Here is a 19,824-nt window from a genome sequence, read left to right as displayed (position 1 = left end):
CGTGCAGGGTGGCGTCGTCGTCGAACGCCACGGATGGTTCCTTGGCTCTGCTCGGTGGACGCGTGCGGGACTTCTGGTCGGACACAGGAGCAACCTTTCCTCGGGAGTGAAAAGACGCGTGGGTCGCGGCCGGGCCGTGGTCGCCCGGTGGTGGTCAGGCAGGCGCGGGGGTCGGAAGTCCGCAGGACCGCCTGGCCCTGGTCAGCTGTTCCCCGGGATCGCCGAACACGCTCCAGGGCATGCGCGAGGCGTAGGGGCCCATGGCCGTGAGGACTTCCCGTGCTTCGAATTCGCGCTTCGCCATGAACAGGGCGTGCGCCAGATAAGCCAGATCGAGGACCGGAGTGAACCGGTAACTGGCCGCCTGGGGAAACCAGTTGTGGTAAATGCTCATGGTGGTGGTCGCCCATTGCGGCTGTTGCCAGGTGTGATCCGCGAGGAGCGCGTTCGGGTCGTAGTCCTCGACCAGTGCGACCAGCGGAAGCAGGCGCAGCGGGGAGGTGGCCGGTGCCCGGTGGCTGAGGAAGGAGGCGACGTCCCAGCGCGCGCTCGCCGACCCGCCGTGCCGGGTGAAGAAGCAAGCCAGAAAGCGGTGATGGGCCTCGCGGTGCCAGGGGTCCAGCCGCAGGACGTGGGAGAACATCTGCCACGGCCCGGCCGGCGCCGTCAACAGGCCCCGGGGGCCGGGTCCCGGGGTCCGTCGATGCGGGCCAGGGCGAGTTGGGCCACCCACGGGGTCGGGTCCTGGGGCAGCAGTCGCGCGGCCCGCACACAGGCAGCCTGCGCTATGCGCAACAGGGTGTCGGCACGGGAGTCGCCCGCGTCGGCCATGCGCAGGGCGCGGATCATGGCCACCCGCGCCCCCAACAGGGCTGCTTCCGGGCCGGGTTCCTCCGCCATCCAGCGTTCCGCCAGGTCGGAGTCGGCCGCTTCCGAGGCCAGGACGAGCGAGCGGTGGGCGCGCAACTCGTAGTCGCCGCGCGCTTCTTTGAGGACGTTGTGGGCGCCCAGGTAGCGTCCGGCGCGCACGTCCGTGCACGCGCGGGCCAGCTCGCGATCGTCGGCCGCCGGATGCCACACGTAGTGTCCCTCGAACGAGCCGGCAGCCACGATCCTCTCCCCGTCCCCGCAGACGACACCCTGCGCCCTATGAATTCCAGCCATGCGGAATTCCGCCGGAGCCCGAGCGCTTACGCAGGTTCACCGACAGCGACCCACACCTTACTCATCCCTTAGGCGTATCGAAACTCGCCGCCCGGAATATATTGTTCCGTGCCTTTTAGGGAAGCGTCCGGGGTCCCGCTAATTCATTGGCTCCGAGTCAGTTTTCGGTGGCGCATTCCCGCTCCTTCGGCGTGAGTATGCATCTGGCATATTCACGCGAGGCTCGTGCGGGGTCGGGTCGGTGCCATGGCCCGCGCAAGCCCCGGGCCTGCGGTTACGCCTCGGTGGCGGGCCGGTGACAAAAGTCCAAGCCCGGCCGACGGATGTCCGTGGACGGTGGCTCGCCCGCTGCACAGACTGCCCAGCACGCGGTCGGCGACGCCACCGCCGAGCACCGGTCACCGCCCCACACCCGTGGGGCCCCCACCGAAGGAGTGCCCGTGTCCTCCACCGCCTTCAGAGCAGCCGCCGCGGCCGTCGGCGCCGCCGTGCTGGCACTTGCCGCCACCGTCGCGCCCCCCGCGGCGGCGGTGGCGGCCCCCGACGCCGGCTACACGATCGGCGTGGGCTCCCCCGTGCCGTACGCGCACCCGACGGACACCCCGGCCTCGACCTACATCGACAAGGACGGCACCTTCTACTTCCAGCAGTCCGCCGCGCTGTACGGCGCCAAGGACCCCCGTTACTGGGAATTCTTCACGGGCGCCGACATGGACGGCGCCACCCGGTCGGGCGCGATCAGCGACGCGGTCGACCCCGCCAACGCCCAGGACAAGAACAACGACACCACCTGGCGCTGCAACAACAGCCCGACCGGCCGCGAGGCGACGTACGCGGTCGGCAACGCGGGCTACTCGCAGAAGAACTACTGCGACCTGTCGGGGGTGTGGGTCGACCCGGACACCGGCGACTGGTACGGCCTGGTGCACAACGAGTTCACCCCGGCCCCCTTCAACGACGGCATCCACTTCGACGCGATCGACTACGCCGTCTCGAAGAACCAGGGCCGGACCTGGACCATCAAGGACCACGCCATCACCTCGCCGTACAGCACCCGGCGCGGCGACACCGCCCAGTTCCCGAACGAGACGTACTCCTACGGCGACGGCGACCAGCGCCTGTTCGTCGACACCAAGTCGGGCTACTTCTACGTCTATTACGGCTCACGGATCGTCGCCAAGGGAGGCAACTGGCAGGACAGCCTCGCGCATGTGGCCCGGTCGCCGATCTCCTCGAAGATGGCCCGGGGCTCCTGGCAGAAGTGGTACGACGGCCACTGGACGCAGCCCGGCGTCGGCGGCCTGGAGAGCAACATGGTGCCCGTCGACGCGTCGAGCACCACCGGGTACACACCCGTCGCGGGCGACTACGACCCGGCCAACCCCGGCACCGTGAGCCAGCAGATAGCGGCGGGCCAACTCCCGCCCAGATCACCGCTGTTCGTGATGAACATCGCCTATGACGCCCATCTCGGTCTCTACATCGGCGAGCCCGAGGCCGTGAACGGCACCGCGCCGCAGCGCTTCTACGCCACCGACGACCTCGCGAGCCAGAAGTGGCATCTGATCGGCGACACCGGCGGCTACACCAACAACTCCTGGTACCGCTGGTTCCTCGACGGGGCGAACCGCACCAACTCCACCATCGTCGGCAAGACCTTCCGCTCCTACTGCTCCATCGACTGCCAGGGCGGGGCCGACGGCGAGTACGTGGACGTCACGGTGGACTCCTCGACGCCCGCGGCACCCCCGTTCGACCTCGGCAGGTCCTACCGGATCGGCAACGGCGACGGCCGGGTCCTCGCCCAGGCGGCGGGGACCGCGGACACCACCTCGGGTGCCCGGGCCACCGGATCGGCCCTGGAATCCTGGGTGTTCACCTCCGACGGCGACGGCTCGTACCGCATCACCAACGCCTCCACCGGCGGGCTCCTCGGCGTCCCCACCACCAAGGCCGGACGCGCCTGGGGTGCGAAGCCGACGGTGACGGCGGCCGGCCCGGGCGGCCCCGCGGTCGGACAGCAGTGGTTCGTCGTGCCGGTGGCCAACACCGGGTCCTACCGGCTGGTCAACCGCCACAGCGGGCTGGTCATCGGCCTGTCCGCGCAGGACGGACGCCTCGCCGAGACCACGCCGACGCGCACCTGGACCAACACCACGGGCAGCGGGGTCGGCGGCTCCCGGAGCGCCGGCGAGCAGACCCTCACCCTGACCCCCACGGGCGCCGCGCCCGGCGGACCGCTCGACGGCACCCACACCCTGACGGCCTCGGGCAAGTCGCTCGACGACCCCGGCCACTCCACGACCCAGGGCACCCAGCTCGTCACCTGGAGCCCCAACGGAGGAAGCAACCAGAACTGGATCCTGACCCGGCAACCCGACGGCGGCTACCGGATCGTGAACGCCGAGTCGAAGCTGTGCGTCGATGTGAGCGGGGGCTCCACCGCGGCCGGGGCCAAGGTGATCCAGTGGGCCTGCACCGGCGGCGCCAACCAGCGCTGGGTGATCACCGCGGCACCCGGCGGCGGCTACACCCTCGCCTCGAAGGCCGGCGGGCTGCTGCTCACCACCGCCTCGGGAGCCGACGGAGCCCTGGTCACCCAGCAGCCGGACACCGGCTCGGCCCTCCAGCGCTGGACGCTGGGCTGACCGCGAGGACCACTTGAACGATCAAAATCGAAGGGGGGTTAGCATATGAGCGCCGCCTAGCTCGAAAGATGAACCTGTGACTGTCAATGACGACTCGTTCACCAACTGGAAGAACCGCGAGGAGATCGCGGAGTCGATGATCCCCATCATCGGGAAGCTGCACCGCGAGCGGGACGTGACGGTCCTGCTGCACAGCCGCTCCTTGGTGAACAAGTCGGTGGTCAGCCTTCTGAAGACCCACCGATTCGCCCGCCAGATAGCCGGCGAGGAGCTCTCGGTCACCGAGACGCTGCCCTTCTTGCAGGCTCTGACCACCCTCGATCTCGGCCCCTCCCAGATCGACATCGGCATGCTCGCCGCGACGTACAAGGCGGACGACCGCGGCCTGACGGTCGCGGAGTTCACCGCGGACGCCGTCGTCGGCGCCACCGGCGAGAACAAGATCGAGCGTCGCGAGCCGCGCGATGTCGTCCTCTACGGCTTCGGCCGGATCGGCCGCCTCGTGGCCCGCCTCCTCATCGAGAAGGCGGGCTCCGGCAACGGTCTGCGGCTGCGGGCCATCGTCGTCCGTCAGGGCGGGGACCAGGACATCGTCAAGCGCGCCTCGCTGCTGCGCCGCGACTCCATCCACGGTCAGTTCCAGGGCACGATCACCGTCGACGAGGCGAACAACAAGATCATCGCCAACGGCAACGAGATCAAGGTGATCTACGCGGGCGCCCCCTCGGAGATCGACTACACGGCGTACGGCATCAAGAACGCCATCCTCATCGACAACACGGGCAAGTGGCGCGACCGCGAGGGCCTCTCCAAGCACCTGCGCCCCGGCATCGACAAGGTCGTCCTGACGGCTCCGGGCAAGGGCGACGTGCCCAACATCGTCCACGGCGTCAACCACGACACCATCAAGCCGGACGAGCAGATCCTGTCCTGCGCCTCCTGCACCACCAACGCGATCGTCCCGCCGCTGAAGGCGATGGCGGACGAGTACGGCGTCCTGCGCGGCCACGTGGAGACCGTCCACTCGTTCACCAACGACCAGAACCTGCTGGACAACTACCACAGCGCGGACCGCCGGGGCCGTTCGGCGCCGCTCAACATGGTCATGACCGAGACGGGTGCCGCCTCGGCCGTGGCCAAGGCGCTGCCCGACCTCAAGGCGCCGATCAGCGGCAGCTCGATCCGGGTGCCGGTGCCGGACGTCTCCATCGCGATCCTCAGCCTGCGGCTCGGGCGCGAGACCACCCGCGAGGAGGTCCTCGACTACCTGCGGAACGTGTCGCTGACCTCGCCGCTGAAGCGCCAGATCGACTTCACCACCGCCCCCGACGCCGTCTCCAGCGACTTCATCGGTTCGCGGCACGCCTCGATCGTCGACGCGGGCGCCACCAAGGTCGACGGCGACAACGCGATCCTCTACCTCTGGTACGACAACGAGTTCGGCTACTCCTGCCAGGTCATCCGCGTCGTCCAGCACGTCTCGGGCGTCGAGTACCCGACCTACCCGGTGCCGGTGCTCTGACCGGACCCACCCGCGGGCCCTAGGGGCGACCCGATGCGCGCCATCGGGTCGCCCTTCGGCATGTCGCCCGCGAAGCCGCCCGGCGGGCTCGTTCCGGCGATGCCGCCTATCGTGAAAAGCACGAACATCGAAGCAGGGGACAGGCAGCAGAAGGCCGAAGAGGCGTCGCGCGGGCAGGTGCAACGTGAACGGGTCCGGCATCGACTACGAGGCGGTGTTCCGTCGGCTGCCCGCGCCAGTGGCCCTGCTGACCACCGACCTCGTGTACGCCGACGCCAACCCGGTGTATCTGACCACCATCGGCCGTACCCGGGACGAACTCGTCGGCCGCTACCTCTTCGACGTCTTCCCCGACAACCCGGACGACCCCGGCGCCAGCGGGATGAGCAACCTGGGGGCCTCGCTGCGCCGGGTCGCGGCCACCGGCGAGCGCGACGCCATGGCGCTCCAGCGCTACGACGTGGAGGACCGGGCCAGGCCCGGGGTGTGGGAGGAGCGGTACTGGAGCGCGGTCAACACCCCCGTGTTCGACGGCGAAGGCCGCGTGGTCCTGCTGCTGCACCGGGTCGAGGAGGTCACCGAGCTCATCCGGGCCCGCGGCCGGACCGGCGCGGTCGACGGCGAGCGGGCCCAGGTCCTGGAGGCCGAGCTGTACAGCCGGGCCAGGGAATTGCAGGAGGTCAACGAGCAGCTCCGCCAGGCACACGCCCGCGAGCACGAAGTGGCCCTGTCCTTGCAGGCCGCGATGCTGCCCGCGCTCGCACCCCTGGGACACCACCGCGCCGCCGTGCGCTACCGGCCGGCCACCGGAGCCCTGAACGTGTGCGGCGACTGGTACGACCTGGCGGAGCTGCCCGGGGACCAGCTCGCGGTCGCGGTCGGGGACGTCGTCGGGCACGGGCTCGCCGCGGCCGGTGTCATGGGCCAGTTGCGCAGCGCGCTGAGCGCCGCCTCCCGGGTGGCCGAGGGGCCCGCCAGCGCGCTCGACGTCCTCGGCCTGTACGCCCGCTTCGTGGACGGAGCGGAGTCCACCACGGTGTTCTCGGCCGTCATCGACTGGGCCGAGAACACCGTGGTGTACAGCAGCGCGGGCCACCTCCCCGCGGCGCTCCTTGCCCCGGACGCGACGGTGACGTTCCTGGACCGGGCGACGGACCCACCGCTGGGCGCGCGCCCCGAGCCCCAGGCGCGCCCCCAGGCCTGCCGCGCCTTCACGGAGGGGGCACGCCTGATCCTCTACACCGACGGCCTGGTCGAGCGCCGCGACGAGGACATCGACACCGGCCTCCAGCGGCTCGCGGCCTCCCTCGTGCGCCACCACGGCTCCGATCCGGAGGCCCTCGCGGACGCCGTCCTGGTCGATCTGCTGCCGTCCGGCGGCGCCACCGACGACACGGCGCTGGTCGTCATCGCGCTGTGACGCGAGCGCCCCGGAGGCGTGCCCAGCATGAGCGGGCACGCCTCCGGGGCGCGATCCGTCGACCCGGGGGAACCCTCACATCGAGGGCGCCCGTTCCGGGCCGTTACCAGTAGTGCCGCCGACCACCGACCGCGTGACCCACGGATCCCAGGAGCCACAGAATGGCGCCGATGACGACGAGGATGATGCCGATGGTCCACAGGATGGAAATGCCGGTCACGAAACCGACGACCAGCAGGATGATTCCGAGGACGAGCATGATGTCCTCCGCTCTCGTGGAAGGGTTCCCGCTCCTGGTACCAGAGTAGGTCCGCGCGACCCATACGGCCCTGTTCAGTACGGGGCGAACCGCGCGGGGGCCCCGCTAGGCGTTGGTCAGGCGGAGCTGGACGTCGACCTCCTGGTCGCCGGCCGAGGTCCCCGCGGCTTCGACGGAGAAGGCGGCGGCCAGGGTCTTGCGCAGCCGTTCCACCGCCACCGGACCGCCCTGGAGCTCGGCGGTGACCGGCCCGGACAGGAGCACCCCGGCCACCTCGCCCGGCGCGTGGTCGACGCAGAAACTGCCGGTCCAGGCGGCGGGCCGGGGCCCTTCGTCGCGATGGGGCACGACATCGGCGCGGTCGGAGGTGAAGTGGGTGCCCAGGACCTCGAAGACCGCGTCCGCGTCGGCGGGCGAGCACTCGCCGAGCATGACCTGCACCAGGTCCGGGGAGTCGGCTTCGGCCTTCGGGGAGGCGGGGGAAGTTGAGTCGTTCACGTTGTTCTCCGTGCTTCTGGCTCGGTGGCCGGTCGTCCTGACGGGCCGGGGGAGGGACGCTGGTCGTCAGAGGGCGCCCGTGCGGTCCCTCAAGGGGTGTGGCGTCATGCCCGGCAGAGACAGAAGGGGTGGCCCGCCGGGTCGGCGTACACCCGGAAGCCGCGCTCGCCGCCCTGGTCGTCCAGGTCGAGCGGGGTCGCCCCCAGCGAGAGGACCTGCTGCTCGGCCGCGTCGATGTCCTGGACGTCGAAGTCCAGGTGCAACTGCTGGGAGTTGCGGTCCCCACGCGGCCACTCCGGCGGGGTCAGACCCGGCGCCCGCTGGAAGGAGATGCGGTGACCGCCGGGGGCGTACAGGTCGTACCAGTCCTCGCCGTCGTTCTTCACTTCCCCGCCGAGGACCGCGGCGTAGAACGCGGCCAGCGCCTCGGGGTCGGGGCAGTCGAGGGCCACGAGACAGTACGTTGCGATGGGCATGCCGGTCTCCTGGGGGCCGTGGTCGTTCACAGTTCGCGCAGGGCCGGAAGCAGCTTCTTCTCGGCCCAGTCGATGAAGGGACGCTGGTGGTCGCCGCCGACCTGGACGAGGGCGACCTCGGTGAAGCCGGCCTCGACATAGGGGCGTACGGCCTCGACGAAAGTCGAGACGTCGTCGCCGCACGGAATGGCGTCCGCCACGTCCTCGGGCTTGACGAAGCTCGTCGCGCCCTCGAAGCCCGAGGGGCCGGGCAGTTCGGAGTTGACCGGCCAGCCTCCCATCGCCCAGCGGAACTGGTCGTGGGCCCGCGCGATCGCCGCGTCCCGGTCGGTGTCGAAGCAGACGGGCAACTGCCCGACGCGCGGCTTGCCCTGACCGCCGTGCCGGTCGAAGGAGTCGACCAGCTTCTTCTTGGGCTCGGTGGCGATCACCAGATCGGCGAGGCGTCCGGCCAGCGAGCAGGAACGCTCGCCGGAGACGGCGACGCCGATCGGCGGCAGCTCGTCCGGCAGGTCCCACAGACGCGCGTTCTGCACGTCGAAGTACTCGCCCTGGTGGTTGACCGTGCCGCCCTCGAACAGCGCCCGGATGACGGTGACGGCCTCTTCGAGCATGTCGAGGCGTACCTGAGGGGAGGGCCAACCGGCGCCCGTCACATGCTCGTTGAGGTTCTCGCCGGAGCCGAGCCCGAGCCGGAACCGTCCTTCGGACAGCAGTTGCATCGTGGCCGCCTTCTGCGCCACGACGGCCGGGTGGTACCGGATGGTCGGACAGGTCACATACGTCATGAGCGGGATCCGGCTGGTCGCCTGCGCCGCCGCGCCCAGCACGCTCCACGCGTACGGGGCGTGCCCCTGGGATTCGAGCCAGGGGAAGTAGTGGTCGGAGGTGACGGAGAAGTCGAAGCCCGCACGCTCGGCCGCGACCACGTCCTCGACGAGGGCGCGGGGGCCTGCCTGCTCGGTCATCATCGTGTAGCCGATTTGCACCATAATTCACCCATTGCCGATCCGCTGCGGCCAAAACCTCCGGCCGTCCCGCGGGCGGCCGACGATGCGCCGGGTACCCGCTGTGCCGTCACATACGCGGCGAGCCGTTGCCCGTACGCGGCCAGCATGCACCGCGCGGATGACCTTCGCCCGGCAGGTTTCGGGCCCGGGGGCGGGGCAACCCGCTCATGGACAGGTCTTCCCTGCTAGGAGTCGTCGTGGTTCTCGTCGCCGTATTCCTGCCCAACCTGATGCTGGTCGTCGTCCTGGCGCTGGCCCGGTACGAAGAACGCATGCGCGGGGGGAGCGACCCCGTCGAGGAGCCACGTCAGCAACTACGCCAGGAACCACAGGGACGTCACCTGGTCGCCGTTCCCGACCTGCCGTCCGCCGAGACGGCGGCCCGGCACAAGGCGCGGCCGCACAGGAGTACCACCGCCCGGGGCCGGCACGCGGCGTGAATCCGCCCCCGGCTCCCTCCGGCTCCCCGGATGTAGACCGCCGCGAATGACGGCATGATCGGCAGTGCGGCGGGACCCGGTAGGACGCAACGAACGCAAATGAACGCGCTACGAAAGGCTTGGACGCATGGCACGTGCGGCTCTGTTCGACGTCGACGGCACCCTCGTCGACACCAACCATCTGCACGTGGTCACGTGGTGGGAGGCGTTCCGCCAAGCGGGGCACGACGTGACGATGCACGACATCCACCGCGCCATCGGACTCGGCTCGGACGACCTCATCGAGCACCTCCTCGGCAAGGACCGCGACAAGGACGAGGACGAGACGCTGAGCGCCGCCCACACCTGTCTGTACGGAACCTACTTCGAGCGGCTGCCCTCCCTGGACGGAGCCCGGGGGCTGCTGCGCGAGTTGGCCTCGCGCGGCTGGCGCATCGTCCTGGCCACCTCGGCGGGCGGCCCCGAACTGAAGGCGCTGCGCCGCGCCATCGACGCGGACGACGTCATCGCGGGCGTGGCCAGCGCGGACGACGTGAGCGAGGGAAAGCCCGCCCCCGACCCGGTCCACCGGGCGCTGGAACTGGCGGAGGCCGAAGCGGGGGACGCGGTGTTCGTCGGAGACACGGTCTGGGACATGAAGGCGGCCGGGGCGGCGGACGTACGCGCCGTGGCACTGCTCACCGGAGGGATCGCCCGCGCGGACCTCGAAGAGGCCGGGGCGCTCGCCGTGTACGGGGACCCCGCCGAACTGCTCTCCCAACTGGACACCAGCATCTTCGCCCAGATGGAACGCGGGGAGTGACGCCCGGGTGAACACCGTCGGGGGGCCGGTCCCGCAAGACTTGGGACCGGCCCCCCGACAGGTGTCCACCGCTCAGCCACCGGCTGCCTCGGTCATCGACCACTCCGGTCGTCGACCGCTTCAGTCGCCGACCGCTTCAGTCGCCGACCGCTTCAGCCGTCGCCCCCGCTTCAGTCCTCGGCCGCCTCCTCCTGCGCCTCCTCGTTCGGCGTCAGGGCGTCCCCGGCCTCGCCGTCGTGGGCGTCCTCGCGTGCCGTCTCCTTCGGGTCGCGCGTCTCCGCGTCCTCGAACTCCTTGAGCACCTCGTCGAGCGCCGTGTCGGGGTGGGACGGGGAAGAGCCGTTGTCCTGCTGGTGCGGATGGGTCATGTCGCTCCCTGGTTCGCGTGCTGTGACGGGGTTCCTCAGTCGAGCTGCGGCAGCACCTTGGTGCGGTAGAAATCGAAGAACCCCTGCTGGTCCTTGCCGATCTGGTTGATGTAGACGGTGTCGAACCCGGCGTCCACATACCCCTTCACGGCCGCGACATGAGCGTCCGGGTCCGGTCCGCAGGTGACGTTCTCGCGGACCCGGTCGGCGGTGACCAGCTCGGAGGCCTGCTCGAAGTGGCTGGGGGTGGGCAGGATCTGGGGCAGCTCGCCGGGCAACTGCTCATTGGCCCACAGCCGGTGCGCGGTGCGCACCGCCTCCTCCTCGTCGGTGCCCCAGCAGACCTTGAGCCCCGCCATCACCGGTTTGGTGCCGCCCCCACTGCGCCGGAAGCGTTCGATGGAGGTCGTGTCGGGCGCCATGGTGATGAACCCGTCCCCGATGCGCCCCGCGACCTCCGCGGCCAGCGGTCCGAAGGCGGAGACGTCGATGGGCACCGGCTCGTCGGGGACGGTGTACAGCCGGGCGTTCTCGACCGTGTAGTGCTTGCCGTGGTGGCTGACCTGCTCGCCGGTGAAGAGCAGCCGCATGACCCGGACGGCCTCCTCCATCATCTCGAGCCGGACGGAGGCCTCCGGCCAGGGGTCGCCCAGGATGTGCTCGTTGAGCGCCTCTCCGCTGCCGATCCCGAGCCGGAACCGTCCGCCGAGCTGCACGGCGCTGGTGGCCGCGGCCTGGGCGAGGACGGCGGGGTGCGTCCGGATGATGGGGCAGGTGACGGCGGTCTCCACGGGCAGGGACACCGCCTGGGACAGTGCGCCGATCACCGACCAGACGAACGGGCTCTGGCCCTGCTCGCCGTTCCAGGGGTGGTAGTGGTCGGAGATCCACAGCGCCGTGAAACCGGCCTGCTCCGCCATTCTGGCCTGCTCCACCAGCTCGGCGGGGGTGTGCTCCTCGCTGGACAGGAAGTAGCCGTACTGCGTCATGGGGGACTCCTCACGGGGGTGGACGCGTCGCATCCCCTCCGGGTGGCCGAAGTACGCGCGGGGAAACCGCCCAGAGGTCCCCGAGTTCGGCGCCACTGGGCCCCCCTCCCCAGTCACCCTAGGCGCGGCCCCGGGCCCCCGCACCCGAGGACGGCCGAGTGGCGGCCCGGCCCGACCTCGGGTAGCCGTAGGAAGGGTGTGGGCACCCGGCTCAGGGGTACTGGCGGAGCGCGGCGGGGGAGCGACAGCGGAACGAGAAGGAGCGATGCACATGCCCGAGCGCCCCGCTGCGGACGGCCACGGGCGCATGCTGCCCCCACCGGCGGACCTCGACGGTGCGGATCTCGACCGCGCGGACACCGACCGTGCGGGACTCGGCCGTACGGACCTCGACCGTGCCGCTCCCGACCTCGCCACCCTCGACGTCGCGGCGCTCGAACGTGCCCTGACCGAGCGGGTCGACGGGGAGGTGCGCTTCGACGCCGGGAGCCGCGGCGCGTACAGCACGGACGGCTCCAACTACCGGCAGGTCCCCATCGGGGTGGTCGTGCCCCGCTCCGTCGACGCCGCGGTCGAGGCGGTCGCGGTGTGCGCGGAGTTCGGCGCTCCGGTCCTCTCGCGCGGCGGAGGAACCAGCCTGGCGGGCCAGTGCACCAACACGGCGGTCGTCATCGACTGGACGAAACACTGCGACGCCCTGGTCTCGGTCGACCCCGAGCGGCGCACCTGTGTCGTGGAGCCGGGCCTCGTCCTGGACGAGCTCAACCGCCAACTCGCGCCGCACCGGCTGAAGTTCGGCCCCAAGCCGTCGACCCACAGCCACTGCGCGCTCGGCGGCATGATCGGGAACAACTCCTGCGGCGCCTCCGCGCAGGCGTACGGCAAGACCGTCGACAACGTACGGCGGCTGGAAGTCCTCACCTACGACGGCACCCGGATGTGGGTCGGCCCCACCAGCGCCGAGGAGTTCGAGGCCATCGTCGCCGAGGGCGGTCGGCGCGCCGAGATCTACCAGGGCCTCAAGGACCTCGTCGACCGCGAGCTGTCGGAGATCAGGCGCGGCTATCCCAAGATCCCCCGCCGGGTTTCCGGCTACAACCTGGACTCGCTGCTCCCGGAGAACGGCTTCGACCTGGCACGCGCCCTGGTCGGCAGCGAGGGCACGCTGGTGACGGTGGTGCGGGCCGAGCTGGACCTCGTGCCCGTGCCGCCGTACGACGCCATTCTGGTGCTCGGCTACCCGGACATCTGCGCCGCCGCCGACGACGTGCCGCGTCTGCTCGAACACAGCTCCCCGGCCCAACTGGAGGCGCTGGACGGGCGGATGGCGCAGCTCATGCGCGAGGAACACGCCTATCTCGCGTCCCTGGACAACTTTCCCGAGGGCGACAGCTGGCTGCTCGTGCAGTTCACCGGCGACAGCCAGGACGACGTCGACAGCGCGGCCCACGCGCTGCTGCGCGCGATCGGCCGGGACGAGAAGGACGCGTCGGTGGCGTTCTCCGACGACACCACGCGCGAGCAGGAGATGCTCAAGGCCCGCGAGGCCGGACTCGGGGTGACCGCCCGGCCGCCCGACGAGCGGGAGACCTGGGAGGGCTGGGAGGACTCGGCCGTACCGCCGGAGCGCCTGGGCGACTATCTGCGCGCCCTCAAGAAGCTGTTCGAGGAGTTCGGCTACGACCATCCCTCCCTGTACGGCCACTTCGGGCAGGGCTGCGTCCACACCCGGATCCCGTTCGGCCTGAAAACCGCCGAAGGCGTGGCGGCCTTCCGCCAATTCCTGTTCCGCGCCGCCGACTTGGTGGCCTCCTTCGGCGGCTCCTTGTCGGGGGAGCACGGGGACGGACAGGGCCGGGGCGAGCTCCTCGTCCGCATGTTCGGGCCGTCCCTGGTGGCCGCCTTCGGCGAGGTCAAGGCGTTGTTCGACCCGACCGGGCGGATGAACCCGGGCAAGGTCGTCGAGCCGTACCGCAGCGATGCGAACCTGCGGCTCGGCGCGGGCTGGCGGCCCCAGGAGCACGTCACCCACTTCGCCTACCCGGACGACCACGGCTCCTTCAACGAGGCGGTGCTGCGCTGCGTGGGCATCGGCAACTGCCGCACCCACTCCGGCGGCGTGATGTGTCCCTCCTACCGCGCCACGGGCGAGGAGGAGCACTCCACGCGCGGCCGGTCCCGGCTCCTGTTCGAGATGCTGGGCGGCCACGCCGACTCGCCGGTGACCGACGGCTGGCGCTCCACCGAGGTCCATGACGCCCTCGACCTGTGTCTGGCCTGCAAGGGCTGCAAGTCCGACTGCCCCACCGGTGTCGACATGGCCACCTACAAGGCCGAGTTCCTCGCCCACCACTACGCCCACCGCCCCCGCCCGGCCGCGCACTACTCGATGGGCTGGCTGCCCCTGTGGGCCCGGCTGTCCCGGCTCGCCCCGCGGCTCACCAACGCCCTCGCCCACGCGCCGTACCTCGCCGGTCTCGGCAAGCGGCTCGCGGGGGTCGCACCCGAGCGGGAGGCGCCGGCCTTCGCCGAGGAGTCGTTCCTCCAGTGGTGGTCCGCGCGCGGTCTGCCCGAACCGGACCCGGCGGACGAGAAGACCGTCGTGCTGTGGCCCGACACGTTCTCCACGTACTTCCATCCCGCCGTCGCCAAGTCGGCGGTACGGGTCCTGGAGAGCGCCGGGTTCCACGTCGCGGTGCCCACCCGGGCCGTGTGCTGCGGCCTCACCTGGATCTCCACCGGTCAACTCACCACCGCCCGGCGCGTGTTGGGCCGCACCCTGGACGTGTTGCGCCCGTGGATCGAGGCGGGCACGCCCGTCATCGGGCTCGAACCGTCGTGCACCGCCGTCTTCCGCGCCGACGCCCCCGAACTGATGCCGCAGGACGAGGACGTCCAGCGGCTCACCCATCAGTTCCGGACCCTCGCCGAGTTCCTGCTCGACCGCGCCCCGAAGGAGTGGAAGCCGCCAACTCTCGCCCGCACGGCGCTCGTTCAGACCCACTGCCACCAACACGCCGTCCTCAAGGACGACGCCGACCGCGAACTGATGCGCCGTATGGGCCTGGACGCCGACGTCCTGGACGAGGGGTGCTGCGGTCTGGCCGGCAACTTCGGCTTCGAGCGGGGCCATTACGAGGTGTCCATGAAGATCGGCGAACTGGGCGTGCTGCCCGCGGTCCGCGCGGCCGCCCCCAGCACCCTGGTCGTCGCCGACGGATTCAGCTGCCGCACCCAGATCGAGCAGGGCCGCACCGGACGCCGCGCCCTGCATCTGGCCGAAGCGCTGGCGCTGGGGCTCGACGGGCCGCTGCCTGCCGACCACCCGGAGAAACTCGCCGACCGCCCCGAACCGTCGGCCACCGACGCACACCGGGCCACCACGGCGACCGGGCTGGCGTGCGCCGGCGCCGCGGTCGCCCTCTACGCCTGGACCCGACGACGGCGCAGGTGAGCCCGGACGCTCGCCCCGACCCCACCACCAGCGAAGCGAACGAGCGAAAGGCTGTCCCCCGTGACGATCAAAGTCTCCGACTACGTCCTTCAGCGGCTGCGCGAATGGGACGTCGAGCACGTCTTCGCCTACCCCGGCGACGGCATCAACGGCCTGCTCGCCGCCTGGGGACGCGCCGAGAACAAGCCCGTCTTCGTGCAGGCCCGGCACGAGGAGATGGCCGCCTTCGAAGCGGTCGGCTACGCCAAGTTCTCCGGCCGGGTCGGCGTGTGCGCGGCCACCTCCGGGCCCGGCGCCATCCACCTCCTCAACGGCCTGTACGACGCGAAACTGGACCACGTGCCGGTCGTCGCGATCGTCGGCCAGACCAACCGGAGCGCCATGGGCGGCTCCTACCAGCAGGAAGTCGACCTGCTGAGCCTCTACAAGGACGTGGCCGGCGCCTACTGCGAGATGGTCACCGTCCCCGAGCAGCTCCCCAACGTCATCGACCGCGCGATGCGCGTCGCCCGAGCCCAGCGCACGGTGACCGCCGTCATCATCCCCGCCGACGTACAGGAACTCGACTACTCGCCGCCGCAGCACGCCTTCAAGATGGTGCCCTCCAGCATGGGCATGTCCTCCTACGCGCCGGTCCCCGCGGACGACGACATCGCCCGCGCCGCCGAGGTGCTCAACGCCGGCGAGAAGGTCGCCATCCTCATCGGCCAAGGCGCCCGTAGCGCCCGCGCCGAGGTCGAGCAGATCGCCGACGTCCTCGGCGCCGGCGTGGCCAAGGCGCTCCTCGGCAAGGACGCGCTCCCCGACGACCTGCCGTATGTGACGGGCTCCATCGGACTGCTCGGCACCCGGCCCAGCTACGAGATGATGCAGGAGTGCGACACCCTGCTCGTCATCGGATCGAGCTTCCCCTACACGCAGTTCCTGCCCGAACTCGACCAGGCCCGTGCGGTGCAGATCGACATCGACCCGCAGATGATCGGCCTGCGCTACCCCTTCGAGGTCAACCTCGTCGGCGACTCCGCCGAGACCCTCAAGCGGCTCCTGCCGCGGCTGACCCGCAAGAAGCACGGCAAGTGGCGCAAGAAGATCGAGAAGGACACCGCGCGCTGGTGGGAGGTGATGGAACGGCGGGCCGCGGTGGACGCCGACCCCATCAACCCCGAGTACGTGGTGCACGCCCTGGACGCGCTGCTCCCCCCTGACGTGATCCTGGCCGCCGACTCCGGTTCCGCCGCCAACTGGTACGCCCGCCATCTGCGGATGCGCGGCTCGATGCGGGGCTCGCTGTCGGGCACGCTCGCCACCATGGGGCCCGGCGTCCCCTATGTCATCGGCGCCAAGTTCGCCCACCCGGAGCGCCCGGCCATCGCGATCGTGGGCGACGGCGCCATGCAGATGAACGGGCTCGCCGAACTGATCACCGCGGCCAAGTACTGGCAGGAGTGGAGCAACCCCCAGCTCATCGTGGCGGTCCTCAACAACCAGGACCTCAACCAGGTCACCTGGGAGATGCGCGCCATGTCCGGCGCCCCCCAGTTCCTGCCCTCCCAGTCGCTGCCCGACATCGCCTACGCCGACTTCGCCCGTTCCATCGGCCTCGACGGCGTACGGGTGGAGAAGCCCGGCGACGTCGAGGGCGCCTGGCGCCAGGCGCTGGCCGCGACCCGGCCGTTCGTCCTCGACTTCCGTACCGACCCGGCCGTGCCGCCGATCCCTCCGCACGCCTCGCTCGACCAGATCGAGGCCGCGGCCGCCTCCGTCCTCAAGGGCGACAGCGACCGCACCGGCATGATCCGGCAGGGCCTGAAGGCCAAGGTGCAGGAGATGCTCCCCGGCACCCGCCACCGCCACCCGGACGGCGGCGACCACGAGTGACGAGGACAGCCGCGCCCGGTGACGTGCCCTCGGTCGACGAGGTCGAGGCGGCCGCCTACACCCTGGCCACCGACACCCCCGAGGCCGACGGCACGCTGGAGTGGGCCAAGACCACCCTCGTGGTGGTCCACGCCCGCTCCGGCACCACCACCGGACTCGGCTACACCTATGGGGCGCCCGAGACGGCGGCGTACGTCCGCGGCCATCTGGCGCCGGTGGTCGGCGCCCGCTCCGCCTGGGACGTACCGGGCGCCAACGAGGCGATGACCCGGGCCGTCCGCAACGACGGACGCCCGGGCCTGGTGGCCGGCGCCATCTCCGCCGTGGACATCGCCCTGTGGGACCTGAAAGCCCGCCTCCTCGGCGTCCCGCTGACCCACCTCCTCGGACGGTCCCGCCCGCAGGTGCCGGTGTACGGCAGCGGCGGCTTCACCACCTACGACGACCGGCGCCAGGAACGGCAACTGCGGCGGTGGGTCGAGGACCAGGGCATCCCCCGGGTCAAGATCAAGATCGGCGAGTCGTGGGGGCACGCCGAGCACCGCGACCGGGACCGCGTCGCCAAGGCCCGCGCGACCATCGGCGACGCCACCGAGTTGTACGTCGACGCGAACGGCGGCTACACCGTCAAGCAGGCCGTCCGGATGGGCCGCTTCCTCGACGACCAGGGCGTCGGCTGGTTCGAGGAACCCGTCTCGTCGGACGACCTCGACGGCCTCGCCCGGATCAGATCCGCCACCGCCGTGGATGTCGCCGCCGGCGAGTACGGCTACACCCTGGCCTACTTCGGGCACATGCTGCGGGCCGGCGCGGTCGACTGCCTCCAGGCCGACGCGACCCGCTGCGGCGGCCTCACCGTCTGGCTGCGCGCGGCCGCCCTCGCCGAGGCCTTCGGCCTGGACGTCTCGGGCCACTGCGCCCCGCACGCACACGCGTCCGCCGCGGCCGCCGTGCCCAACCTCCGCCATCTGGAGTGGTTCCACGACCACGTCCGCCTCGAATCCCTGTGGTTCGACGGCACGTTGGACCCCACGGGCGGCAGCATCAGCCCCGGGGCCGACGGATCGCCGGGCCACGGACTGACCCTCAAGAGCGCCGACGCCGAACCCCACCGCACCGGCTGATCCGGTGGCGAGAGGGTGCCGTCCACCGTCGTGTCCCGAAAGGAAGGCCATGCCCGAGACCGTCGTCATCACCGGAGCGAGCGCCGGCATCGGCCGTGCCACCGCCCGCCTGTTCGCCGAGCGCGGAGACCGTGTCGTCCTGCTGGCCCGGGGTGAGGCCGGCCTCGACGCGGCCGCCGCGGAAGTGGAGGAGCTGGGCGGGCGGGCGCTGGCGCTGCCCGTCGACGTCGCCGACCCCGACCAGGTCGAGAAGGCCGCCGAAGTCGCCGAGGCGACCTTCGGGCCCATCGACGTCTGGGTCAACGTCGCCTTCACCTCGGTGTTCGCGCCCTTCGCGGAGATCTCCGCGGACGAGTTCCGGCGCGTCACCGACGTCAGCTACCTCGGCTTCGTGCACGGCACGCAAACCGCCCTTACGCGCATGCTTCCCCGCGATCGGGGCACCATCGTGCAAGTGGGCTCCGCACTGGGGGAGCGATCCATTCCGCTCCAGTCCGCCTACTGCGGAGCCAAGCACGCCGTCAACGGATTCACCTCGTCCGTACGCACCGAACTCCTCCACAGCAAGAGCCATGTACGTATCACCGTCGTCCAGATGCCGGCGGTCAACACGCCCCAGTTCTCCTGGGTGCGTTCGCGACTGTCCGGGCATCCCCAGCCCGTCCCGCCGATCTACCAGCCCGAAGTCGCCGCGCGCGCCGTGCTGTTCGCCGCCGACCACCCCCGGCGCAAGCAGTACTACGTCGGCGCCTCCACGGTGGCCACGGTGTGGGCCAACCGGTTCGTGCCGGCCCTCCTCGACCGCTATCTCGCCCGTACCGGATACGGCTCGCAGCAGCGCGAGGACCTGGCACCGGAGTCGTCCCGGGGCAATCTGTGGCAGCCCCTGGACCGGGCGCCAAAGGACGACCACGGCGCACACGGCATCTTCGACGAGCAGGCCCACGCCCGCTCGTACCAGGCGATGACGGCCCACCATCCCGTGCTGGCCACCGGCGCCGCCCTGAGCGCGCTGGCCGCGGCCGGCTGGGCGGTGCGCCGGTACCGCGACAAGACCTGAACCCCACCGCGAACAGCGCGGTGCACCGATGAAGGAGCGACGTCATGAAGGTGGCATTTCTCGTAGCGAAGGAAGGCATCGAGCAGGTCGAGCTGACCGACCCGTGGAAGGCCGTGGCCGACGCGGGCCACACCCCGGAACTGGTCTCCCCCGAATCGGGGCGCGTCCAGGCCTTCGACCACCTGGACAAGGCGGACACCTTCGCGGTGGACCGCACCGTCGGCGAGGCCCGCCCGGACGACTACGACGCCCTGGTGCTGCCGGGCGGGGTCGCCAACCCGGACGCGCTGCGCATGGACGAGGACGCGGTCGCCTTCGCGAAGGCGTTCTTCGACCTGGGCAAGCCCGTCGCGGCGATCTGTCACGCCCCCTGGACGCTGGTCGAGGCCGACGTGCTGCGCGGGCGCACCCTCACCTCGTGGCCGAGCCTGCGCACCGACATCACCAACGCGGGCGGCACCTGGGTCGACGAGCAGGTCAAGGTGTGCACAGCGGGCCCCAACACCCTGATCACCAGCCGCAAGCCGGACGACCTGAAGGCGTTCTGCGAGACCCTCCTCGGCGAACTCGCACCCTGACGAGCCCCGAAAGCCGGTGGGCGTTCAACCCACGGAAGGCACCCCGCCACGCGCGGGGTGCCTTCCGTATGTGGGGAGAGAGGTTTCCTCCTGGCGTGCCGTGGTAGTTCGGAAGGACGTTCCTTGCGTACGAA

16 protein-coding genes and 1 pseudogene are annotated in these 19,824 nt (G+C 70.9%); 10 read left to right on the top strand and 7 right to left on the bottom strand.

What is annotated here, in order from left to right; genetic code table 11:
- Nucleotides 1–154: 154 nt before the first annotated feature.
- Nucleotides 155–1,110 (bottom strand): annotated as a pseudogene (locus DWB77_RS05495) (hypothetical protein).
- A gap of 494 nt (nt 1,111–1,604) precedes the next feature.
- On the opposite strand from DWB77_RS05495, the gene DWB77_RS05490 reads away from it, so the two are divergent.
- The 3 genes from DWB77_RS05490 to DWB77_RS05480 all read left to right on the top strand — a co-directional run bounded on the left by DWB77_RS05490 (nt 1,605) and on the right by DWB77_RS05480 (nt 6,754).
- Nucleotides 1,605–3,812, top strand: coding sequence for an RICIN domain-containing protein (locus tag DWB77_RS05490; RefSeq protein ID WP_342777916.1), 2,208 nt, complete (start codon nt 1,605–1,607; stop codon nt 3,810–3,812).
- A 76-nt stretch (nt 3,813–3,888) separates the two neighbouring features.
- Complete coding sequence (locus DWB77_RS05485; RefSeq protein ID WP_120720160.1) at nt 3,889–5,334, top strand: glyceraldehyde-3-phosphate dehydrogenase; 1,446 nt, start codon at nt 3,889–3,891, stop codon at nt 5,332–5,334.
- Nucleotides 5,335–5,518: 184 nt separating this feature from the next.
- Nucleotides 5,519–6,754, top strand: coding sequence for a PP2C family protein-serine/threonine phosphatase (locus DWB77_RS05480; protein WP_120720159.1), 1,236 nt, complete (start codon nt 5,519–5,521; stop codon nt 6,752–6,754).
- A 103-nt stretch (nt 6,755–6,857) separates the two neighbouring features.
- On the opposite strand, the gene DWB77_RS37625 is transcribed toward DWB77_RS05480, so the two are convergent.
- From DWB77_RS37625 to DWB77_RS05465, 4 genes are all read right to left on the bottom strand, one after another.
- Nucleotides 6,858–7,013: a DUF6131 family protein gene (locus DWB77_RS37625; RefSeq protein ID WP_162952444.1), complete on the bottom strand. Its 156-nt coding sequence runs from the start codon at nt 7,011–7,013 to the stop codon at nt 6,858–6,860.
- 105 nt (nt 7,014–7,118) lie between these two features.
- The gene (locus tag DWB77_RS05475; protein ID WP_246033422.1) at nt 7,119–7,511 is read right to left on the bottom strand and encodes a hypothetical protein; all 393 of its coding nucleotides are present in this window, start codon (nt 7,509–7,511) and stop codon (nt 7,119–7,121) included.
- Nucleotides 7,512–7,615: 104 nt separating this feature from the next.
- Nucleotides 7,616–7,987 carry a VOC family protein gene (locus tag DWB77_RS05470; RefSeq protein WP_120727396.1) on the bottom strand — a complete coding sequence of 124 codons (372 nt, stop codon included), beginning with the start codon at nt 7,985–7,987 and terminating at the stop codon, nt 7,616–7,618.
- Between the two features lie 26 nt (nt 7,988–8,013).
- Nucleotides 8,014–8,979: an LLM class F420-dependent oxidoreductase gene (locus DWB77_RS05465; RefSeq protein WP_120720158.1), complete on the bottom strand. Its 966-nt coding sequence runs from the start codon at nt 8,977–8,979 to the stop codon at nt 8,014–8,016.
- A 185-nt stretch (nt 8,980–9,164) separates the two neighbouring features.
- Between DWB77_RS05465 and DWB77_RS05460 the strand changes: the two genes are divergently transcribed.
- Both DWB77_RS05460 and DWB77_RS05455 read left to right on the top strand, forming a co-directional pair.
- The gene (locus tag DWB77_RS05460; protein WP_162952443.1) at nt 9,165–9,437 is read left to right on the top strand and encodes a hypothetical protein; all 273 of its coding nucleotides are present in this window, start codon (nt 9,165–9,167) and stop codon (nt 9,435–9,437) included.
- Between the two features lie 127 nt (nt 9,438–9,564).
- A complete protein-coding gene (locus DWB77_RS05455) occupies nt 9,565–10,239 on the top strand; it encodes an HAD family hydrolase (protein ID WP_120720156.1) in 675 nt (224 codons plus the stop codon).
- Between the two features lie 170 nt (nt 10,240–10,409).
- Here the strand turns inward: DWB77_RS05455 and DWB77_RS05450 are convergent, their stop codons facing one another.
- Nucleotides 10,410–10,607: a hypothetical protein gene (locus DWB77_RS05450; RefSeq protein WP_120720155.1), complete on the bottom strand. Its 198-nt coding sequence runs from the start codon at nt 10,605–10,607 to the stop codon at nt 10,410–10,412.
- 35 nt (nt 10,608–10,642) lie between these two features.
- On the bottom strand, nt 10,643–11,596 hold the full coding sequence (locus DWB77_RS05445) for an LLM class F420-dependent oxidoreductase (protein ID WP_120720154.1): 954 nt from the start codon (nt 11,594–11,596) through the stop codon (nt 10,643–10,645).
- A gap of 271 nt (nt 11,597–11,867) precedes the next feature.
- On the opposite strand from DWB77_RS05445, the gene DWB77_RS05440 reads away from it, so the two are divergent.
- From DWB77_RS05440 to DWB77_RS05420, 5 genes are read left to right on the top strand one after another with little or no spacing between them, the layout of a single operon-like run.
- Nucleotides 11,868–15,050, top strand: a complete 3,183-nt coding sequence (locus DWB77_RS05440; RefSeq protein ID WP_246033421.1) for an FAD-binding and (Fe-S)-binding domain-containing protein — start codon at nt 11,868–11,870, stop codon at nt 15,048–15,050.
- A 60-nt stretch (nt 15,051–15,110) separates the two neighbouring features.
- Nucleotides 15,111–16,928 carry a thiamine pyrophosphate-requiring protein gene (locus tag DWB77_RS05435; protein ID WP_174248507.1) on the top strand — a complete coding sequence of 606 codons (1,818 nt, stop codon included), beginning with the start codon at nt 15,111–15,113 and terminating at the stop codon, nt 16,926–16,928.
- Nucleotides 16,925–18,052 (top strand): enolase C-terminal domain-like protein, encoded by a 1,128-nt coding sequence (locus DWB77_RS05430; protein WP_120720153.1) that lies wholly within the window; start codon nt 16,925–16,927, stop codon nt 18,050–18,052. Before DWB77_RS05435 ends, DWB77_RS05430 begins: the two co-directional genes overlap by 4 nt.
- Before the next feature lie 49 nt (nt 18,053–18,101).
- A complete protein-coding gene (locus tag DWB77_RS05425) occupies nt 18,102–19,112 on the top strand; it encodes an SDR family oxidoreductase (protein WP_120720152.1) in 1,011 nt (336 codons plus the stop codon).
- 44 nt (nt 19,113–19,156) lie between these two features.
- Nucleotides 19,157–19,690, top strand: a complete 534-nt coding sequence (locus DWB77_RS05420; protein WP_120720151.1) for a type 1 glutamine amidotransferase domain-containing protein — start codon at nt 19,157–19,159, stop codon at nt 19,688–19,690.
- Nucleotides 19,691–19,824: the final 134 nt, after the last annotated feature.

The organism is Streptomyces hundungensis (assembly GCF_003627815.1).
In the GTDB taxonomy this organism is placed as follows: Bacteria; Actinomycetota; Actinomycetes; order Streptomycetales; family Streptomycetaceae; genus Streptomyces; species Streptomyces hundungensis_A.
This window is presented reverse-complemented; position numbering and strand designations above follow the sequence as displayed.